Annotated in this window: 10 protein-coding genes; all 10 read right to left on the reverse strand. The window is 34.5% G+C overall.

Translation table 11 applies throughout. The annotated features are described in order from the left end of the window. Nucleotides 1-302: 302 nt before the first annotated feature. Nucleotides 303-4331, reverse strand: a complete 4029-nt coding sequence (locus tag AAGV33_RS08015; RefSeq protein ID WP_373391448.1) for a two-component regulator propeller domain-containing protein — start codon at nt 4329-4331, stop codon at nt 303-305. 24 nt (nt 4332-4355) lie between these two features. Further along, nucleotides 4356-6188, reverse strand: coding sequence for a metallophosphoesterase family protein (locus AAGV33_RS08020; RefSeq protein WP_373391449.1), 1833 nt, complete (start codon nt 6186-6188; stop codon nt 4356-4358). 22 nt (nt 6189-6210) lie between these two features. Then, nucleotides 6211-9174, reverse strand: coding sequence for a glycosyl hydrolase 115 family protein (locus AAGV33_RS08025; protein WP_373391450.1), 2964 nt, complete (start codon nt 9172-9174; stop codon nt 6211-6213). Nucleotides 9175-9221: 47 nt separating this feature from the next. Next, a complete protein-coding gene (locus tag AAGV33_RS08030; RefSeq protein ID WP_373391451.1) occupies nt 9222-10364 on the reverse strand; it encodes an acyltransferase family protein in 1143 nt (380 codons plus the stop codon). Nucleotides 10365-10366: 2 nt separating this feature from the next. Then, on the reverse strand, nt 10367-12601 hold the full coding sequence (locus AAGV33_RS08035) for an alpha-N-acetylglucosaminidase (RefSeq protein WP_373391452.1): 2235 nt from the start codon (nt 12599-12601) through the stop codon (nt 10367-10369). Nucleotides 12602-12626: 25 nt separating this feature from the next. Beyond that, nucleotides 12627-13613, reverse strand: coding sequence for a family 43 glycosylhydrolase (locus AAGV33_RS08040; RefSeq protein WP_373391453.1), 987 nt, complete (start codon nt 13611-13613; stop codon nt 12627-12629). A 30-nt stretch (nt 13614-13643) separates the two neighbouring features. Then, nucleotides 13644-15938 carry a GH92 family glycosyl hydrolase gene (locus tag AAGV33_RS08045; protein WP_373391454.1) on the reverse strand — a complete coding sequence of 765 codons (2295 nt, stop codon included), beginning with the start codon at nt 15936-15938 and terminating at the stop codon, nt 13644-13646. Nucleotides 15939-15966: 28 nt separating this feature from the next. Continuing rightward, nucleotides 15967-17544: a glycoside hydrolase family 28 protein gene (locus tag AAGV33_RS08050; RefSeq protein WP_373391455.1), complete on the reverse strand. Its 1578-nt coding sequence runs from the start codon at nt 17542-17544 to the stop codon at nt 15967-15969. A gap of 205 nt (nt 17545-17749) precedes the next feature. Beyond that, the gene (locus AAGV33_RS08055) at nt 17750-18598 is read right to left on the reverse strand and encodes a DUF4861 family protein (protein WP_373391456.1); all 849 of its coding nucleotides are present in this window, start codon (nt 18596-18598) and stop codon (nt 17750-17752) included. Between the two features lie 230 nt (nt 18599-18828). Further along, on the reverse strand, nt 18829-20622 hold the full coding sequence (locus AAGV33_RS08060; protein WP_373391457.1) for a hypothetical protein: 1794 nt from the start codon (nt 20620-20622) through the stop codon (nt 18829-18831). Nucleotides 20623-20632 lie beyond the last annotated feature (10 nt).

Below are 20632 nucleotides of genomic sequence, written 5' to 3' on the forward strand. Positions count from 1 at the left end.
TTCAAAATAGCTAAAAAATCAACCACAACAAATGTAATCGATTACACAAATATAATTCTAAATAATTGAAACACAAATATTTTGTATTAATTTTTAAAATTCCAACTTAAATAAACATTTTTTATAAAAATTAGATTCTTAAATTAAACATCTGCTAATTTATGTATTAAATTCCAAAATCGGCCAAGTAAATTAACCAAAATTATGGCAAAATCGAATTTTTATTGAATATTCGTTAAAAATGAGCCTAAGGAAAGAAAAATTTAAAAGTACGTTGTTCAAAGCTTAAAATCTTAAAACAATTACTTAATCAATCGACTTGGAGAATAACCAAATTGCTTTTTAAAACACCTACTAAAGTACAAAGGATCATTAAAACCTACTTGAACCGCCACTTCAGAAACATTGAATGTCTTTAATTTTAATAATTGTGCAGCCTTTTTTAGGCGAACCGTTCTGATGAATTCATTGGGAGACAAATCCGTTAATTGTTTGATTTTTCGATATAGTTTAGACGAACTCATTCCTAATTCCGCACACATAAAGTTAGCGGTAAGCTCCGTATCGCTTATGTTTTTTTCAATTAAATCAGTAATCTTCGAAATAAAGTCGATGTCTAATTGAGAATGCGTTAATGTAGTAACATCGGTTTCAATCTCACCCGAAAATTTTTGCTTTAATTCAATTCGGGTTTTTATAATATTATCAATTCGGGTTTTTAACAAAGAGGGATCAAAAGGTTTTACCATGTACTCATCCACTCCCAAATTATAGCCTTTAATTTTGTTTTCGTTTTCGGATAATGCCGTCAACATAATGAGCGCAGTATGACTAATATTTTCATCGCTTTTTAAGGCTTCAACAAATTGAAATCCTCCCATAACTGGCATCATCGCATCGACAACACAAAGCGCTGGTTTTATCTTTCGGCAAAGATTCAATCCTTCATCACCATTTTCAGCTTGGTACACTTTATAATAATCCGACAAATAATCGCTAATAAAGAAACGAAGTTCAGCATTATCTTCAATAACTAGAATATTTTGTTTTAGCTCTGTACTTTGATTGCTTTTTTTAATATTATCTATTGCAGTATATGCCATTTCTGGTTCTTTGTACTCAATATCAAAAACCTCAGATTTTTTATAACTGCTTTTCGAAATAGGCAATTCCAAGGTAAAAACACTTCCCTTTGAAGGAGCACTTTTTAGTTTCAATTCGCCTCGATGAATTTCTACTAAAGAAACCACTAGAGACAAGCCAATTCCAGAACCTGTATTGTTTTTTTTACTGCTCTTAACTTGATAAAATCTAGAAAATATCTTCTCTTGACTTTCTACAGGAATTCCTACTCCATCATCACTTACCTCAACAATTAATTTATTAACTCCATCGTCTTCTTTTGTACCAATGTACAAATCAACAGTACCATAATTGTTTGTAAATTTTAAAGCATTTGAAAGTAGATTATACAGTATCTTATGGTACTTATCCATATCAATCCAACCTTCAAGGCTTTCATTTTCACAATTAAAATGGAAATTAATATCTTTTTCCAGTGCCAATTGTGCGAAGGAATCAAATACCGTTTGAGTATTGGCTACAATTTCAGTTTTAGATACTTTTAGTTTTAATTCTCCTGATTGTGCTTTTCTAAAATCTAAAATCTGATTTACTAACAACAACAACCTACTGGCATTTTGATAAATCAAATACAGCTTTGTCTTATCATTATTAGAACCTTCATTTTGCTCTAATAGTTGTTTAGCAGGACCTAATATTAAGGTTAAAGGCGTTCTTAATTCATGCGAAATATTCGTAAAGAACTCTAATTTTTCGTTGGACAAACGCTCGTCACTATCGCGTTTTACTCTTTCTAACAACAGCGCTTGTCGTAGTTTAATTCGGGATTTAATTTCTTTTCTAATATAATAAGAAGAAACCGAAAGTATCATAATCACTAAAAGAAAAATCTTAGTGTTCGTCCAGAAAGGAGATAAAACGGTGATAGTATAAGCGGTAGTTTTACTCCAAATTCCGTCGCTATTTTGCGCACGAATTTTAAAAACATACTCTGCTGGATTCAAGTTGGTATATTGAATAGTTCTGGAATCGCTATTGGTAGTAATCCAATCTTTATCAAATCCTTCCAGCATGTATTCAAATTTATTCAGCCTTTCGTTAGTATAAGAAGGAGCTGAAAACTGCACTGAAAAATTTCGATTGTTGTAATTGAGTTCAATCTTTTTATTCGTATTAATATCTTTAGTAAATGGAATTTGTCCATTGATTTCTACTCCAGGAAATACTTCTTCGTTTTGAACTTTAAACTCCGTTATAATAGGCGGAGGTGATATTTTGTTTTCTTTTATATTATCTGTCGAAAAATAAATAATCCCATTTTTACCTCCTAAATAAATGGTAGAATTATTTAAACTATAAAATCCTTTCGAACTAAAAATATCTAATCTATTACCACTATCAACATAATAAACATTTATTTTTTTTGATTTTCTCTTGTATCTGGCAACACTATTATTATTAATATTCAACCACAAATAGCCATCATTATCCATCTCCAAATCAGTAATCCATTTTCCCTGGAGTTCTTTTGGCCCTAAAATGGGAATAAAATTATCTTTTTTGGCATCATAAATACCTATTCCTTTTACTGTGGCTACCCAAATATCTTCATTGGTATCAATCAAAATATCACTTACATGATTCGCAGGTAAACCTAGTTTTTCATTGTCTCCTTTTAAATAAAGCTTAACCGATTTGGTCTTTAAATTATATTTCACAACTCCCGATTCTGTTGCAAACCATAAATTGTTAAATCGATCTTTTTTTATTTTATTAATTTGAAAATCGGGTAATAGCACTCCTTTAGGCACTTTAATTTCTAATGTTTTTGAATCTAATATTACCGCGCCTTCACCAAAAGAACCTACTACTAATAAATTTTCATCGGATACTAAAAAAGAAATTATGGGAGAGTTCCTCACACCAACATCAACTATTCTGGAACTATTTGTAATGTAATTATAAACCAAAACCTTACCGTTCCACAAACCGCAATAAAACAACTTACCATCATTTGAATAAATACTGGCAATATCATTTTTGTCATTATACAAAGGAACAAATGACTTTTCTTTAGAGATAAAAAGTCCATTGTACCTTGATGCCACAATCACATTACCGTTATAGGTTTTAGCAAAACCTCTTATATTGGGTTTTTGATTGTCATTATACAATGAAATATCCTTATTAATCTTAAATTGATTGCCATAAGGATTGTACTTATCTAAACCGTCTTCGGTACCTACCCATAAAACACCCGAATTATCAAAATACAAAGAATTCACAATATTACCCACTAATGAATTTTCATCCGTAAGTTTAGAAAAATACCGCTGAAAATTCCCAGTTCCAATATCTTCTAATTGATTGCAAACCAAAAGTCCTCCCAAAGTACCTAACCAATATTTTCCATCGGGAGCGCGAGCAATTGAAATAAAATAAGGACCTAATTTATTTCTTAAAACGGCGTCTTCAATATAAAGATTCTCAAAGGTGTTTTTTAGCTTATTTAATTTATAAAGTCCTTCCCTTGTACCCACAAAAATATCGGACTTTATATCTTCATATATAAAATTAATATAAGGATTTTTTTGATTCGAATTAGGAATTGACAAGGTATAAGTGGTCGTTTTTAATATTTCGCCCTTAGGACCTAAAATAATTTTAGCCACCGAACCTTTTCCAAAACTACCAACCCAAATATTTCCTTTTTTATCTTCAAAAATATGTTTTATATAATCAAATCCTTTAATGTTAACTATAGCAAATCGTTGTGCATTAGGATAATAAATAGAAAGTCCTTCACTCATGGTTCCAACCCAAACTCTTTTAAATCTATCTACATGTACCGCACGTATCTCATCTTCAGGCAAACTGTTGGGATTGTTTTTTTCATTAAAAAAAGTACTAAAAACATTCGTATCCATTTGATAGACCGTAAGCCCTTTTCTAGTTCCTATCCACAAATTACGAGAATCCTCATCCAGTTCTAATGCAGTAATATCATCATTGTAAAGTTTATTTTTTCCTAATTCAGAACTCATATAAGGTTTGAACTGATACCCATCAAAACGATTCAATCCGAAAAAAGTTCCAAACCACAAAAAACCATTCTTATCCTGAACAATGTGCCTCACCGAATTATAGGAAAGTCCATTATTCTCATTATAATGTTCAAATTTTATGTTCTGTCCCAAAACAGGCAGGTAAATAAATAGAATGAAAACTATAAATAATTTAAGTTTCATAGAATAGTTTGTTTTGGACAAATTTTAGTGGATGGTATTTCTTCTCAAATTTATAATAAATTTATCGGATGGAGCGCCATTTAGAAAACTTTTAAAAATGGAACAAAATTCATAAAAGGAAGTTTCAGTAGCATTAGGGTTCGCCACTTTTTTATAATAATCAATATATGAATCTATAATAATTTTATACTGATTCATTCGGTCTTTGCCAATATCTTTTAAAGCCAATTCATCCGCAGAATGCATCCGATGATAATCGAAAATCATATCAAAACCAGTCCAATTTTCATTTTTATATTTTTCTGTTTTCGAAGGAGATACTTGGGCGAAAGCCAATAAATCCATTGCTGTTGCTTTCAACATAAAGTTTTTAAAAGCTGTAGGCCAGTCTTTTTCAAGAAAACGGCTTCGAACTAATTCCTTAAGATGCCAAGTAGTAAATTCATAATAATTTTTAGATTCCAAGATGCCTTTATTCCATATTTTGGGATCTTTAGTCCTTTCTAAATACGCATATTCTTGTTCGTATAAAGGAAAGAGTGTTTTAAATCCAGCAACTGAATCAAGAACAACGGTTTCAATTTGCATCTTGTTTTTATTTTGAATCGTCAGGATTTTATACCCCGGAATATAAGCCGCTAATGACGGAATTTGAATATTAAACAATGCTTTTCCGTTTTTATATTTTCTAATTCCGGTATCATTAATGTGCATGTGTCCTGCAAAATGAAGTTGGACTCCAGCCTCTGCAAAAATTTGGGATACTTCTTCAGTTGGCACTCTATGCAGTTGCATTTTGTCTTCTCCAAATAATTTTTTCATCATCTCAGAAGCATCATCATTAAATTCAACCATTGGATAATGACTGAACGCAATTAACGTTTTTCCTCTTTTTTTTGCTTCCTGAACTACTTTTGTAGCCCAGGAAATTAAATGTTTTTTGTGTGTCAACACTTGGTTGTAACCACCACCTGGACTGTTGTAATTTAATGGATTTTTCGGACTTTCTTTTGCTTCATCTTTGGGTACATATACATTCCCATCAATAGCTAAAAACCAAACATCGTTTTCTAATTCAACCAAATAACTCAAATCTGGAATTGTGGTGTTGTACGGTGGAATTGCATAAGTTCTCTTTTCGATTGTGGATTGCTCCAATCCTTTTTCGAAAGTATAATTATCTGGATTGTATGAAGTAAATGGAGTTTCCCAATACAAATCGGTTTTCTTTGGAAAAAAACCAAAATCACCTAGTTCTTCTAAAACTTCAGCATAACCCATTGTCCCGATATCTTTTGTAATTACCTCAGGAAGTTCATTAGTGTTTTTAGGGGGATACATCCCTGCTTTGCTCATAATCACTTGTTCTTTTCCTCCTTCACCAAGAAAATCTGTTTTTCCAGCGTCAGTCAAAAAAGGTTTTGCCACATCATGATTTCCCGTGGTAATTATAAACTGAATGCCATATTTATTCGAATATTCATTCAGAATCTTTTTTAATCCTCTAATGTTTATCGGTTGTCCGTCATCACTAAAATCTCCTGGCAAAAGCACTGTTTTTATATTTCGCTTCGCCACATCATCCAGAGCGGCAAGAAAAGCAAAATAATTTTCATTGAACAATCGGGTAGATTGTAATTGGGATTTCATCGTTCGAACCAAAGTATATTTCCCATCATAAGGATTGGAAATGCCTTTATAATCCGAATCGGAAAACGTGCCATAAATATCCAGTAAATGAACATCAGATAAGAATGCAATTTGTTCGTTTTTAGTTGCTAATTCCTTAACCGAAGTACAAGAAACAACGGTTAAAACAATAGTCAAGCCTACAATTACTTTCTTACAATAGTTCATTCAATATAGTATTTTTCAAAATTTACATTTTCGTTTCTGGCGGAAAAGCATACGAATCTTTCCAACCTCCTAAATCAATTAAAACGCGATCAATCATTACGCCTGGATCCACCATCCAAATTCTCAATTTATGCTTTCCTGCTTTATTGATAATTTGGGATGCCGATTTTACGGCTGCATTTTTTAATACATTTTGCAACCATTCGTCACTTCGTCCAAAAGTTTGAAAATCTAAAATAACAGGTTCTGCATCATCAATGGCTACGGCACATCGCACTCCTTTTCCTTCGTAAAAAGCATGCGTTGGAACGGCTTGCACTTTTACATTGGCCTGACCAAAGTTAAAACTATAAAAATCATATTCCATTACGGGACTATTATCTTTTATGCTTTTTAAATCCACTTCAGAATTAGCCGTTCTAGGCAAAGCAACACTGACTTTTCCTGCGTACCCAATGCCTTCAAAAGTTTCCCATTGCGCTGCTGTGCCTTCTTTTTTGTTCGAAAAATTTGCTGCATCAATTGATACATATCCTTTGTCCTCCACAAAACCTTTGTAATTTTCTAACTCCTCAAACTTTGGATTAAAAGCCGAAACTCCAATAGTAATCAAAGTATCTTTACTCACAAAATCTATTGCTGAGTTGACTTTATAACTTGGCGGAATCAATTGGTAGTCATGTCCTAATGGCGCTTCTTTTTTGTTTTCTCCTTTTGGAACTTTACTCCAATCAATGCTTACCCAAATGCGTTGTTGGCTTTTTTTATTGTTATCCAAAACGCCTTGTTCTTCAGAAATTTTAATCCAATCGGCTTTTGGTTTTGCCTGCCAGGAAACTTCGCCAGCGCCTCTCATAAAAGCATCAATATAATACTGATTGTCTATGTAAGCATTAAAAACAGGCAAAACATCGGCATAGGAATTCTCCGTTTTATGGTTCACTTCCATTTCATAACTTTCGAGAGCCAGTTTCAATTCGGGTTTTGTTCCTGCAACAGCTGCGGTTGCTGTAGTTTCTCCAAAAACAGGCAAATAACGTGGCGACATACTCATAATGTGTTTCCACTTTCCGTTTGCTAATTCGTTATTGAAATAATTGGTTTCTTTCTGAATTCGTTTATAAGCTTCTTCCGCTTTTGTAGCAAAAAAAGCAGCACTTCCTCTTCCCTGTTCAGCAACAAATTTATTTTTATACGAATACAACCATTTATGATTTAAACTCGCAGCTCCAATAACAGGATAAGTTACCAATTCGTAAAAAGCATTTTGACGGTTCGCTGAAATCTCTTTTTTCAATTTTTCAGCAGTATTCATTAGGTTTTGATATTCGTCAATTCTTTTCGAAACCTCATCTCCATAATGTATCTGAGTCAGTGCTGTTGGTTTTGATTTGGTTTCTGGTTCTACCTGATTCCATGCCATAAACTCAGGACGACGTTGGAAAGCCAGACGATAATACTCGAAAAACAATTCTGTTATCGGATTAGCATTTTGAGTTCCAAATTCTCTCGAAGCCCAGTTTTGCATGTGTGTTTTTACGCTTTGGCTTTTAGCAAAAGGTTTCATATCCCAAGCCATATCCAGAAACAACTCGATATTGTATTCATGTGGTTTGATATCGCCGCAGTTCAAAATCCATAAATCACGGGATTGAAATTCATAAGCTTTTCCCATTTCTTCCCACATCAAAACAGGATTAGTCGAATTCAACCACAAATAATCATGCGGACGTCCCCAATAAGAAGTATGGTAATAAATTCCCGCACCACCAGAACGTTTTTGTTCTTTTGGGTTACTCAATTGACGAATGTATCCATAATTGTCATCCGTCCAAACCAGTTGCACATCTTCTGGCAATTGCAATCCTTTTTGGTAATAATCCAATACTTCTTTATAAGGAATAAAAGCTTGCGGAATTTTAGCAGCTTCTTTCCCTGTAGCTTTTTTCAAAATGGCTCTTTGATCCGTAATTACCTGTTCCAATAATTTAACCTGAGAATCCGAATCGTCTTCGCCAACAATCATCGGTGAATCGTGTTCGCCACGCATTCCTACAGTATAAATATTTTCGAAAGGAGAGGTTTCCTTAGCTCTTTTTCTAAAGAAATCTTTGATTACTCCTGAGTTAGTATCATAACGATATTCACCCATTGTATTATGATTCCATTCTGCATTAATATTACTCAACATCGGTTCAGCGTGCGAAGTTCCTACCACAATAGCATAATCATCTGCCACTTGTTTGTTTTTTGGAAATGAATAAAAAGCTTTGGTGCTTTTATGCATCGCTGGCCAAATGGTATTGGCTCTCAAACGCAACAATAATTCAAAAACTTTAGCATAGGTTTTTGGACCAATATCTCCAGTTTCCGGTTCGAAAGTTTTAGCTGCCCAGGGCTGCAAACCCCAGTCTTCATCGTTAAGAAAAATCCCTCTGTATTTCACTGATGGCGAACCATAGATTTTCGTTTCAATATTTAAGACTAAATCGTCTTTTTTGTCTGGCGTAACATCAGCCCACCATTCCCAAGGAGAAACTCCCATAATTCTGGAAATTTCTAACAAACCATAAGCTGTAGCTCTTCTGTCAGAACCTACAACAACCAATGCTTTTTTTATGGCTGCTGTTGGATTTTCGACTATTTGAATTTTATAAGTTTCCCATTTTCCTTTTATATCAGTAATAGTAATTTTTTGTTTCGAAACTAAAGCATCAATCCATTTACTTTGTCCAATAGTTCCTGCCATGATTACTATTCCTGAACTATTTTTAGCAATAGACAATCGTTGATTGCTGATAGCAAATGCATCATCAGCCAACATTTTAGCAGCGATATGAACTACTTTAGGTTCTTTGTCTTCTACTAAAATACTCGCTTTTTGATTTCCTGAAACAATAGTAAAATCGCTATTTTGCGCCTTTATTGCATTGGTAAAAAGAACAATTAAAACTAGAAAAATGGTATTACACTTATTTTTGAACATAATTATATTTTTTAATTCTTTCAGAACTATTTATCGTAATAGCCTCATTAAATTTTAATGTAAATGCGTTTTTTATTCAACCACCAGCCCAAAGACCAGCAAACCAACATGAATACAATGGCGGTGACAAATGCACCAAAACTTCCTGGAAATATGTTTTGAAAAATACGTTCACTCACCCATTCAAAAGCATCCATATCCGAATTTACCGGAATAAGACGTAAAGTGATAAAGAACAATTCAGAAAACAAATAAATAAACAAAGGATTTTTACCAAAAACGGTGGTGAATTCTACTCCAAAATGCTTCTGTTTCAATTCGATAAAATAGATTAAAACAGCCATTATTGACAAATCAATTCCAACGGTGTACAACACAAAAGAACCTGTCCACAATTTTTTAGAAAAGGGTAAAACCAAATCCCACCAACGGGCTAAAGCCATTAAAAGAAAACCAACTAACAACAATTTTGCTATTCCTTCAAATGATTTTCCAATTCTTTGAATAAAGCTTCCAGCGATAAAACCGCCTATAACATTGACAATGGATGGCAAGGTGCTTAAAATTCCTTCGGGATCAAATGGAATGCTATCGCGTTTGTAAATATGACCTTCTCCTAAAACAAATAAATCCAGACGAGTCACGGCATTGGTAGCCATTTCCAATTCGGCTCCCGATTGTCCAAATAAATACAGCATTGCCCAATAGCCTAACAACAGTATTACTGAGACAATTATCGCTACCTTCTCCGATAAATAATAAAAGATAATTGCAGTAGCAAAATAACACAAAGCAATGCGTTGCAAAACACCCATTATGCGTGTTTCAGCAAAAGGTTTTAATTCCCAAGCGCCATCCATTCCTTGTCTAAAAAAAGGAAACCAATACATTAAATAACCCAACAGAAAAATGATAACGCTGCGTCTGATGACTTTTTTCCAAAATACACGTGCCGTACTTTCTTTCATTTTTCCCATCGAAAAACTCATGGCATTTCCCATTGCAAAAAGAAAGGAAGGAAATACCAAATCGGCTAAGGTGAATCCGAACCATTCGGCATGAGTTAAATAGTCATAGAAATGAGCTCCCGTTCCTGGCGTATTGACCACAATCATTAAACAAATCGTTAATCCCCTGAACATATCAAGGGACAAAAAACGATTGGAATTTGGGTTAGAAATTGCATTCATGTTTAGTAATCGTATTTAATTGGTGCCATTCGTTCCGTTACAGGAATAATTCGAGATCGGTATTTTTTATGTAATGCTTTGGCAACCTCATTCGGATTCCCTTTTGCTTTTACTGGAAAATCTTTTCTCTCAGTTACCCATTTCCATTCCCATTCTTTTATTTTTTCATCAAAATTATCCTGATTGAATTTCCCCCAATTGGCCTTTACATCTGTAAAAAATTGTTGCCAACGTGGTTTGTAAAAATCAGTAAACAATCCACTCCATTGACGGTTGCTGTATTCATGCAATCTATTGTCAGCTCCGCCCCAAAGCGTAATCAAGTTGCGAGCATTTTGTTCATACAATGCTTTTTCTTTTTCATCAATACCCCAACTTCTGGCATCGGCAATCCACGGTCCTAAAAGGAAATCCTGACGTGTAGCTAATAACAAATCCATATCATCAATCAATTCCAAAAATTCCTTGCTGTATTTATCAAATGCTACTTTATCATTATTTTGATACGCTTTAGTTATTTCTTGTTGCAAAGGCAAGGCGTAATTTGCCAAAACTTGTCTGGTAACATCTACTAAATCATACTGAAAACCATCTGATTTTGGAAAACCCGGAGCAGCTTTTACAAATAAATCCCAAGCTGGAAGTAGATCTTTTGGTGCATAATTTAATTTGGTTCTCGCCCAACGACGATAGCCTTCAAAAGTAGGACGCGACACAATAATTGATTCTGCTCCGTCACGAATGACTTCTCCATTATAAACTGTTTTCACTAAGATATCCCAGGCTTTTGAAATATCAGCATTTGATTTTCCGTAGCGATTTAGGGTGTATTTAACTAGCCAGGAATTCAATTCTATTGGTGTGTCTCGCCAAGTGTTATCCGTCATCAATTCATACAAAACTGGATTTTGTTCGATGGCTTCCATTGTCAATCCAATTCCTTTTAACTTTCCTGATTTAGGATCTTTTAAAGCTTTTGCAGGTTCATTAGCTACGGTTTCTATTCGACCAAACATTACAATATTTCCACCAAAATTGTGTAGCATATTCCAAATCCATTGTTTACCATAAAAAGCTTCTGTTCGTTTCCAAACCGGTTCAATTTCGGTAGCCAAATCCAAAATAATCATGCGATCATCAGGAACAGCATCCAGCATTCCTTTGATTTGTGGCGCTTCCCAAAATTCTCTGTGGCTGTAAAAAAGCCAACCTTGCATTACCCAAACCGCATCCTTATCGGCTGATTTCATCCCTTCGAAAATCTTCTTACTCAAATCAAACAAATAAGCAGGATCGTTTGATGGCGGTGTATTTTCGTTAAAAGTATCTGCTGAATACAAGTGATCTGTTCCGTAAACTTCAGATTGTTTTTCTAAGAATTTCTTACCAATTTCGGCAAACAATGGATCATCAGAATCTAAGATGTAAGTATCTTCAAAATCATTCCCCCAGTTGGTCTGCTTTAATTTGGCATTTGGAAAAAACTTTTTGAAAGAAGCTGGAACGTGTCCCGTAAAAGCAGGCAACACCGTTTTCATACCTAATTCACGTTCTCTTTTTAAAATTTTCAATTGCAAATCGCGGTGTGTATCTTTCCAGTTTTTAGATAAAGGGCCGCCCCAACCGTCTAAATTTCCCATCCAAAACCAGGAAAAATAAGCGGGTCCACTAAAAAACGAACTCAAATCTTCATCGGTAAAACCATACGATTTATAGACTTCGTCCCAGATGTATTCTTCACCAGTAATAGCAAGCGGCATGTTAATTCCGTGCAAAGCCATCCAGTCGATTTCTTTTTCCCAACGCGTCCAATCCCACCAACTCATACTATAATTGAACGTACAATAGTTTAGATAATAGCGGTATTCATAAGGTGTTTTTTTATGAATCAATTTTGAAACTGCTGGTAATTTTTTAGGCAAATTCAAATTGGTTCCATTCCAGGTAATTTGGCTGTTTGTAAAATTACTTAGATAATAATACAATGCCGATGCAACCGAAACACCATTGTTACCTCTTAAAACAATTTTGTCTCCCTTAGAAACAATTTCGAACCAATCTTCTTTATTGGAAGATTCGATTTCGACACTAAACTGCGAAGCGTGATTTGGCACAACGCGAGCAATAAGCTGGCTGGCTGTAGTAGCTATTTCTGTTTTCGGTTTTGTCGATTGACAGTTACCAGCTTCAAAAACAAAAACAGTAAAGAATATGGCTAGTTTAAGGATGCTTTTCATCTTTTTAAAGTTATATTATACAAAATTAGAAACTGGAAATACCAGTTGGTTTTATTTTCATTATGTCATGATTCGCATCAAAATTCAAACTATCAATACAAATTTGGCGTAAAACATATTCTTCTTTTTGCGGAAAAATGCGATGGTACAAAATATAGTCCTGTCCATTTTCATTAAATACAGAATGATGTCCTGGTCCATTAGTGGTACTATCAACAGAAGTTTCCAGAATGGGACTATTCGCAGTTGTTTCAAACGGACCTAAAGGAGAATTTCCCACAGCATATCCTACTTTATAAGTGGCATCTATTGCCTTACCTGATGAATACATCAAATAGTATTTTCCAAAACGTTTAATCATATAAGGAGCTTCAAAGTAATCTTTAGGAGTAACCGCTTTGGGTTCTTCATCAAATGAAATCATATCTGAATTCAGCTTGGTCGCCATACAAATACCATCTTTCCAATTAAATCCAGAACCCCAGTATAAATAAGCCTGACCATCTTCATCAATAAAGCAATCGGCATCTATATTATGTACAGCAGGATACTCTTTAGACGAAATTAAAGGCGAAAGATCTTCTTTGGCATTTTTCCAAGGGCCTAGCGGAGCATCGCTCACACCAGCCCAAATTTCACTTCCAACAGAAACATACATATAATATTTTCCGTTAGCTGCTTTTTTAACAGAAGGTGCCCATACCATAGAACCATTTGAACCCGGACTTGTACACGCTTTTTTTGTTGGCCAGTTTAAATGATGACGTTCAAATTTCACGAAATCCTTTGTTGAAAACACAGCCAGTTCATCTCCTCCCCAAGGATCTATTGTGGCATAAATAAAAAAAGTATCACCCTCTTTTATAATGCAGGGATCTGCAAAATATCCCTCTATAATGGGATTTGCTATTCTTGATTTAGACTGTAAATTTTCCTTCTTGCCAGTAAGCTTACACGAAATCAATAACATACTCATCAGCAAAATAAGAATACCCGGTTTAAAATTTTTCATAACTACTATTTTAATCATCAATAAAAATTATTATTCCTCAATTATTTGATCGGATTTAGAAGGTGGAACTTGTTTTGTTCCCCATGTTTTAGAAGGCGTTGGAGCCATTTCAAATTCTAATACACCACCCGCAACAATATCACTGTGCCCAATAAATGCATTTTCGAATGCTTTTCCGTTAAGTGTTACCGATTTGATGTATTTGTTTTTATCCGAAAGATTTTTGGCTTTGATGGTAAAATCTTTTCCGTTTTCCTGATGAATCACCGTTTGTTTGAAATATGGCGAATTAATCAAATAATACGATTGTCCTGCATTAGGATACAAACCCATCATGTGAAAAGCCAGCCACGAAGACATAGCACCAGAATCGTCATTTCCTGGAATTCCTTTTCTGGAACTATTGTAATTCTTATCAATAATTTGGTGAATGCGGTCGTTACTCAAATCAGGACGACCAATCCAGTGGTATAAATTTGGACTCAAAAATGAAGGTTCGTTCGCCACATTATAAAATTCTTTATCAAATAGCGTGTTCAGTCTTTTCTTGAAAGCTTCATTTCCACCTGTTTTTTTGATTAACATCGCCACATCATGAGGCACTGAAAGCGAATATTCCCAAGAACTGGCTTCGTAGAAAACACCACACCACCAGCAAACACAATTTGGCCAATCTTGCGCTAAAGGCGAATAAGGAACATAAGATATTTTCCCGTTGGTTGCAGCACACTGAATGCTGTCTACCCATTTTTTATTGGAATCCTTTGGCATAATAAAACCGCGGGAACCATTATCTTCAATATCTCTCCATAGGTTTTGCCAGTTGTCTGATTGTTTGATAAAACGCCAATACTCTCCTTTGCGTTTGGTTCCTTTGGCTACAATTGCCAGACAATAATCATTATACGAATATTCTAAAGTTCGGTTTCCAGAACGAACATAATCCGTCGATACATATCCCAATCTATTGTAATCTACTAATCCGCCACGACCTTCTTTTTCTTCGTTTCCGCCTGGAGGAAACATAGCGTCTTTCATCATCGCTTCCAATCCTAATTTGTAATTGATGCCTTCCAATCCTTTTACAAAAGCATCGGCAATAACTACCTCAGCATTCGAACCACCTTGAGTTCTTCCATTCGAATTTCCACTTCTGGCTTCTGGTAAATAACCATCGCGTTTGTAGATTTGCAACATCGCATTGACAATATCCACTTCTCTGGAAGGATTTAAAAGTGTAATTAATGGACTTGAAGAACGATAGGTATCCCAAATAGCGTAAAAATCATCATAATAAGGAGAATCATTTTCCCATAACGGATTTTCTCCTGTACGATCCACAGGCATTAGCATGGTGTGATACAATCCTGTGTAAAACATGGTTTTCTTTTCTACCGAAGCTTCTTTTTCGACTTCTACTCTTTTTAATAGATCTTCCCATTTTTGTTGGGTTTCAGCTAATTCTTTATTAAAATCCCAATGTGGAATTTCGTTATCAATATTCTCTCTGGCTTTCAAAGTACTAATGAAAGAAATTCCGATTTTCATATTCACCGTCTTGTTTGCTAAGCTTTCGAAAAATAACATCGCTCCGGTTTTCTTTCCGTTATCTACCTGATTTTTCTCATTTGGAAAAAAGGTTTCGCCTTTCCAAGTTGAGAAAGAAGTAAATGGTTGATCGAATACGGCAGAGAAATAAACGGTATAGGCACTTCCGTTGTTCCAACCGCCACGGATTTTAGTATAACCGCGAACTTCTGTATCCGAAATTACTTCTACCTGAGAACCTACAAATTGCTGGGTTTCTCTTCCGTCAGGAATAATGGATTCATCCAGATATCTTCCTAAATCTACTTTAATTGCATTTTTAGTATTCGAATTAAAAACGAATTTGTAAAAAGCTGCTCTGTCTGAAGTCGTGATTTCGGTTTGAATATTCCACTTTTTCAACAAAGCGCTATAATATCCTAAGGCTATTTTTTCGTTTTCACGAAGCGATTCCTGCTTTATAGTTTCAAAATCTCCCGAAATAGGCATAATAGAAACATTTCCATATTTAGCTCCACCACCCGTTCCACTTACATGCACTTGACTAAAGCCATAAATGGGTCTGTTTAAATCAGTAGAAAAACCACTATTAGCGTTTAAATCATTATCTGGTCCTGGTTTAATCATTCCGTAAGGGCAAGATGGTCCTACGAAAACATTCCCCAATCCTTCTGACCCAATCATTGGATCAACAAAACGATAATTTTGTGCGTTCAAAAACAAACACTGTGTCAGCAGTGCCAAACCAATAAAAATGGATCTTTGGAGTTTCTTCATAATTTCTATTTTTAAATAATAAAGTGATTTATTGTAAGTGTATAATATTAGTTTTATCCAAATCAATTTTTAACTGATTTACTGACTTTAACACCACTTGATTCTTTTTGCCTTCTGGCAAATCAATTTCTTCCATATTCAAATTTTGAACATCATCAAAAACAAATGCTGGTCTAAAATCAGTATCGTCCAAAGTGACTTTGACATTTTTAAAACTAATTCCGTTAGCGTGACGCACATAAAATGCCCAGGCTGGTAATTCGCCAAACATCGAAAACTCAGGATAATCCTGAATTTTTTCAGGCACTTGGTCCAATCGATTTAATGGTATGTAAGCCATTCCTTTAGTCGCTCTGCCAGGATATGAAATAGTGATATTTTCTAAACTTACATTTTCTATTTTGTATCCTGGAATTCCAACAATTGATGATGGAAATGGATTATGGAAAAAATCGACTTCAGGACCTCTTAAATCATAATTGATATCAGGTCGTCCAAAAGGCACCTGCACTTTTATATTTCTAATACTCACATTTTTAATACTTCCTGCTTTTTCGCCGCTTCGTTGTCCTATTCGAATAAAAATTGCATTCCCTGTATTTACTGCATTAATATTCGAAACAGAAATATTTTCTATGGCAGCTCCGTCAACCGATTCAATGGCAATTGCTGAACGAAACGTATCATAGACTTCAATATCTTTTATTACCACATTTTTAAATCCGCCGTAAGATGCCGTTCCAAATTTTATCGCACTGGCGCTTGATTTTATCGTACAATTAGCAATATAAATTCCATCATTAGCATATCCTGGATAATAGGATTTTAAGCAAATTCCATCATCGGCAGTGTCCAAATCACAATTGGTAACGGTAACATTTTTACAATCTGTAATGTCAATTCCGTCATTATTCCAATACGAACGATTGACCACTTTTAATCCGTCCAAACTAAGATTAGAACATAACTCAAAAGACAATCCCCAACAGGAAGCAGCTCCCACTTGCAAACCTTCAATGGCTACGTTATCACACTGAGAAAAACGAAACAACTTAGGTCTCATAGTTTCATTAGGTCTGTTTCTCCGAATGGTATAATTAGGATCTACAACAATTCCTGCATGATGTAAACTGTCAATATTTAAAGCTAATTGTAACCCCTGACCGTCTATTTTTCCTTTTCCGTATAGTTTAATATTTGTTGCTTTGTGTGCTAAAACCAAAGCCATTTGTGAATTATCGTCTTTCTTTGGAGAATCCGGTCTTCCCGGAAATTCCATTTTGATATAATCGCTGGGATTTGTGCTTCCTAATAAAACGGCTCCTTCTTCCAGACGCAAACTCACATTCGATTTCATTTGAATACTACCCGATAAAAATTCCCCTTTTGGAAAAACAACACATCCGCCTTTATTTTTAAAAGCCGCATCAATAGCATTTTGAATTGCGATTGTATTTAAAGTTTTTCCATCTGCTTTTGCTCCATAATTAGTAATCAAAAACTCTTTTGGAGTTTGCGCTATTTTTTGTGCCTGGGTTTTGAAACCAAACAAAAAAACGCTTACTAATAAGGTTATAAAAAACAGTTTTGACATTATTTTCAACATGGTACTCATTTTTATTTTTTTACCAAAAAACCACAAACAACAACTAAAAATCAACAACTTAACTCTTAAAACAAAGTATCTCATTTTAAAAAAAAGCACAAAAAAAGTACACAGATGACACCGATTGATTAAGTATCATCTGTGCACTTTCTTTTGCTTTTCAGAATTTCAAATCCTACAAGAAATAAAGTGCTATTTTTTTACTTTATTTTATGTAAGCTTCTAATTTATCCAGCGTATTTATCTCTTTTTCTCTTCCACAAACAGAAATAATTTGAGTTTCTAAATGTTTAGTTGGTTTAGAGATTAATAAATACTGTGTTCCATCATCGGTATTTTTTACATAATCTTTTGGATTATATTTTATTGCCGCTCCAATTCCCACAATTTCTGCCGCTACGTCTTCAGGATGTTCTCCCCATACTGCGATGTAATTATTTCCTTTTTTAGTTTCGAAACCTTTAAAGTAATTTACACCTGTAGCAAATTGTACTTTTTCGCCATTCAAACTAAGGGCTTCCACTTTAGCTTCTCTTTTCCCAGAGAATACGGTAACGCGAATCAGAATATCAACTTTTTTTCCTTTGTAAGCCACTCCTCTGGAAATCATTTCCATCCATGAAGTAGTATCGGTTTTCCCCACACGAGCCAAACGATTCGTTACAGGATTCAATGGAACTAAATTTTCTCCGTCCCAAAGTTTCACCCCTCCTAAACCTACAGTTGACGCCACTTTATAATAATCAGCTCCCCATCCTTCTTTTTGTTGTTCTGGAGTTGGATACCAACTTGCTTTTTTCAATTCTAACCCTGGATTTGCTTTATTGTAAACATCAATTGCTACTTTATCGCTAAAATAGATTCGCAATGCCATCCATTCGTTTTCGACTGCTGGTCCATGATGTCCAATTGTTTTGTATAAATCACCTGATTCTGAACCAATATCAGTCAGGTAAGTTATTTTATCAGACTTCATATACAAACTGGTGTCTGTATTATTTTGCGCAAAACAAACACAACCGAACAGCAAAGCAGTCATAAATGATAATTTCATAATTTCAATTATTTATAGATTAAACTTAATTTTCGTAAAATTAAGTAAACTTTCTACAATGCCCGAGGAATTCCTTTATTATTCAGGGTATTCGCTTTTAAAAAAAGTTTGACACGAATTTTACCAATTGTCACTAATTCTAATCGAAATCGAATTACACAAATTCTATCTGTTTTAATAATTTGTATAATTTACAGGAAAAAACCTAAATATTAATGCCTTGTCTATTTTTAAGAAATTGTCATTTTATGCTGAAACGGTATGAAACCTGTAATATAAACATGTAATCCGTCAGTGCGCAAACTTCCCTGATGATAGGTATATCCTTCACTATCTAAGTTATTTACGTTTTGATGCTCGCCCATTCCGGGACCTAATTCGATAACATCATTTCCCCTATTTAGAGTAGCATTCCCTGATTTTAGGAAATAATTCCCTTTTTCTCCCAATGTTGCTCCCGTTATTTTAGTCCCTTCTTTGAAACACATTTCTATTGTTATTTCTACATTTGGAGGTCCATCTACTTTAAAATCTAAACTTAATGCACCATTATTCTCTTCTATTTCAATAACAGTAGTTTGCTTTTTTTCATTCGAAGCTACTCGATTTTCAAAATCCATTTTGTTCCAAAATCTTTTATCTTTTGATTCTGACAATTGATAATCGCCATCCGCTTTAAGAAATTCCGGAACAAGCGGCTGATAATAATCGGCTTCTTTGGTTTCTTTCAAAATGTATTTGTTCCCTACTTTTTCGATACCATCACTACTGAAATAACCCATTCTAAAAAACGAAGAAGACAATCGCATGTATTTTAAAATTGCATCCCCTTTTCTATACATTAAAAAATTAGGATTGGACGATCTTCCAGAGACTATCATAACTGGCTTATCATTTCCTCCAAAAACAGTCATGACTGTATTTCCGCGTCTAATTCTAGCCAAATTGGATATAGCAAAAAGCTTTTCGAAATCATTAACTAATTTTACTTCAGTTGAAATTGGCTGTTGCAACTTTGGACTTTCCATAAATGCCACCAAAGAATCCTGTAAAATAGATTTTTGAAAATCAGGACTTTTTTCGATAAGATTGACCATATACACAAACATTGGATTTCCAGTATGAATAGCCATAAAACGGTATTGTAAATAAAATTTAGTCACCGTTAAATTCATAAATTGATCCTGTCTTCTAGAATCTACTGTAACCAAATCGCCATTCGGTTCAGTGTAATAATAGTAAGTAATCAGGTTTTTTTGAACAATATCCAGCAACTCCGGCTTATTCAGCAAAGTTGCCATAGTAATCAAAGCCTTGTCAATAACTGCCGAATATACTCCGCTTCGTTCCGAATAATGTCCATCCTGATTGAGATAAATCCCTTCAGCTAGCCACTGATTGATTCTGTTAATGTATCTGACATCTGGATAAAGGGAATTGATATTGGCCAAAGCAGCACAAACCACCCATCTGTGATTAGGTGTATGCACTCCACCCGTTATCATTGCTTCTCCAGCGTTTTGAATAAACTTTTTAAGTTTATTTCTTAGATCTTCTAACTGCTTTTGTTTATTCAAATTTAAAACTGTGGCTGCCGAACAAATCCATTCCAACACAAAAGCCGTATCGGGTGGCGATTGTCTATTTCCTCCAGCATCAACTGTTCCATCGCTATATTGCCCTTTTAATAATACATCAGCCGATTGATTCAATCTTTCGACAACAATTTTAGACTTATAAAATCTCGATTCCGCATGAGAAACCGAAGCGGATAATACCGCAATACTATTTGCCAAAGAACGAAAACTACTCAAACGAATAGCCGAATCTGTCAGCTCTTTTTGAAGCAGCTGCTCCACCTTTGCATCATTACTTAAAAGGAGTTTTTTCATTAAAAGGGAATCCACTTTAGTTGCCGTAGCACTAAAAAAGCTATCATTTGCCAAAACAGCATCGCTCACCAAAGCACCAAGCAATGATAGCCCTCCCAGTTTTAAAAATTCGCCACGACTAATGTGATTCATACTGTTATTT

Origin of the sequence: Flavobacterium magnesitis, from assembly GCF_041729735.1 — a bacterium.
Taxonomy (GTDB): domain Bacteria; phylum Bacteroidota; class Bacteroidia; order Flavobacteriales; family Flavobacteriaceae; genus Flavobacterium; species Flavobacterium magnesitis.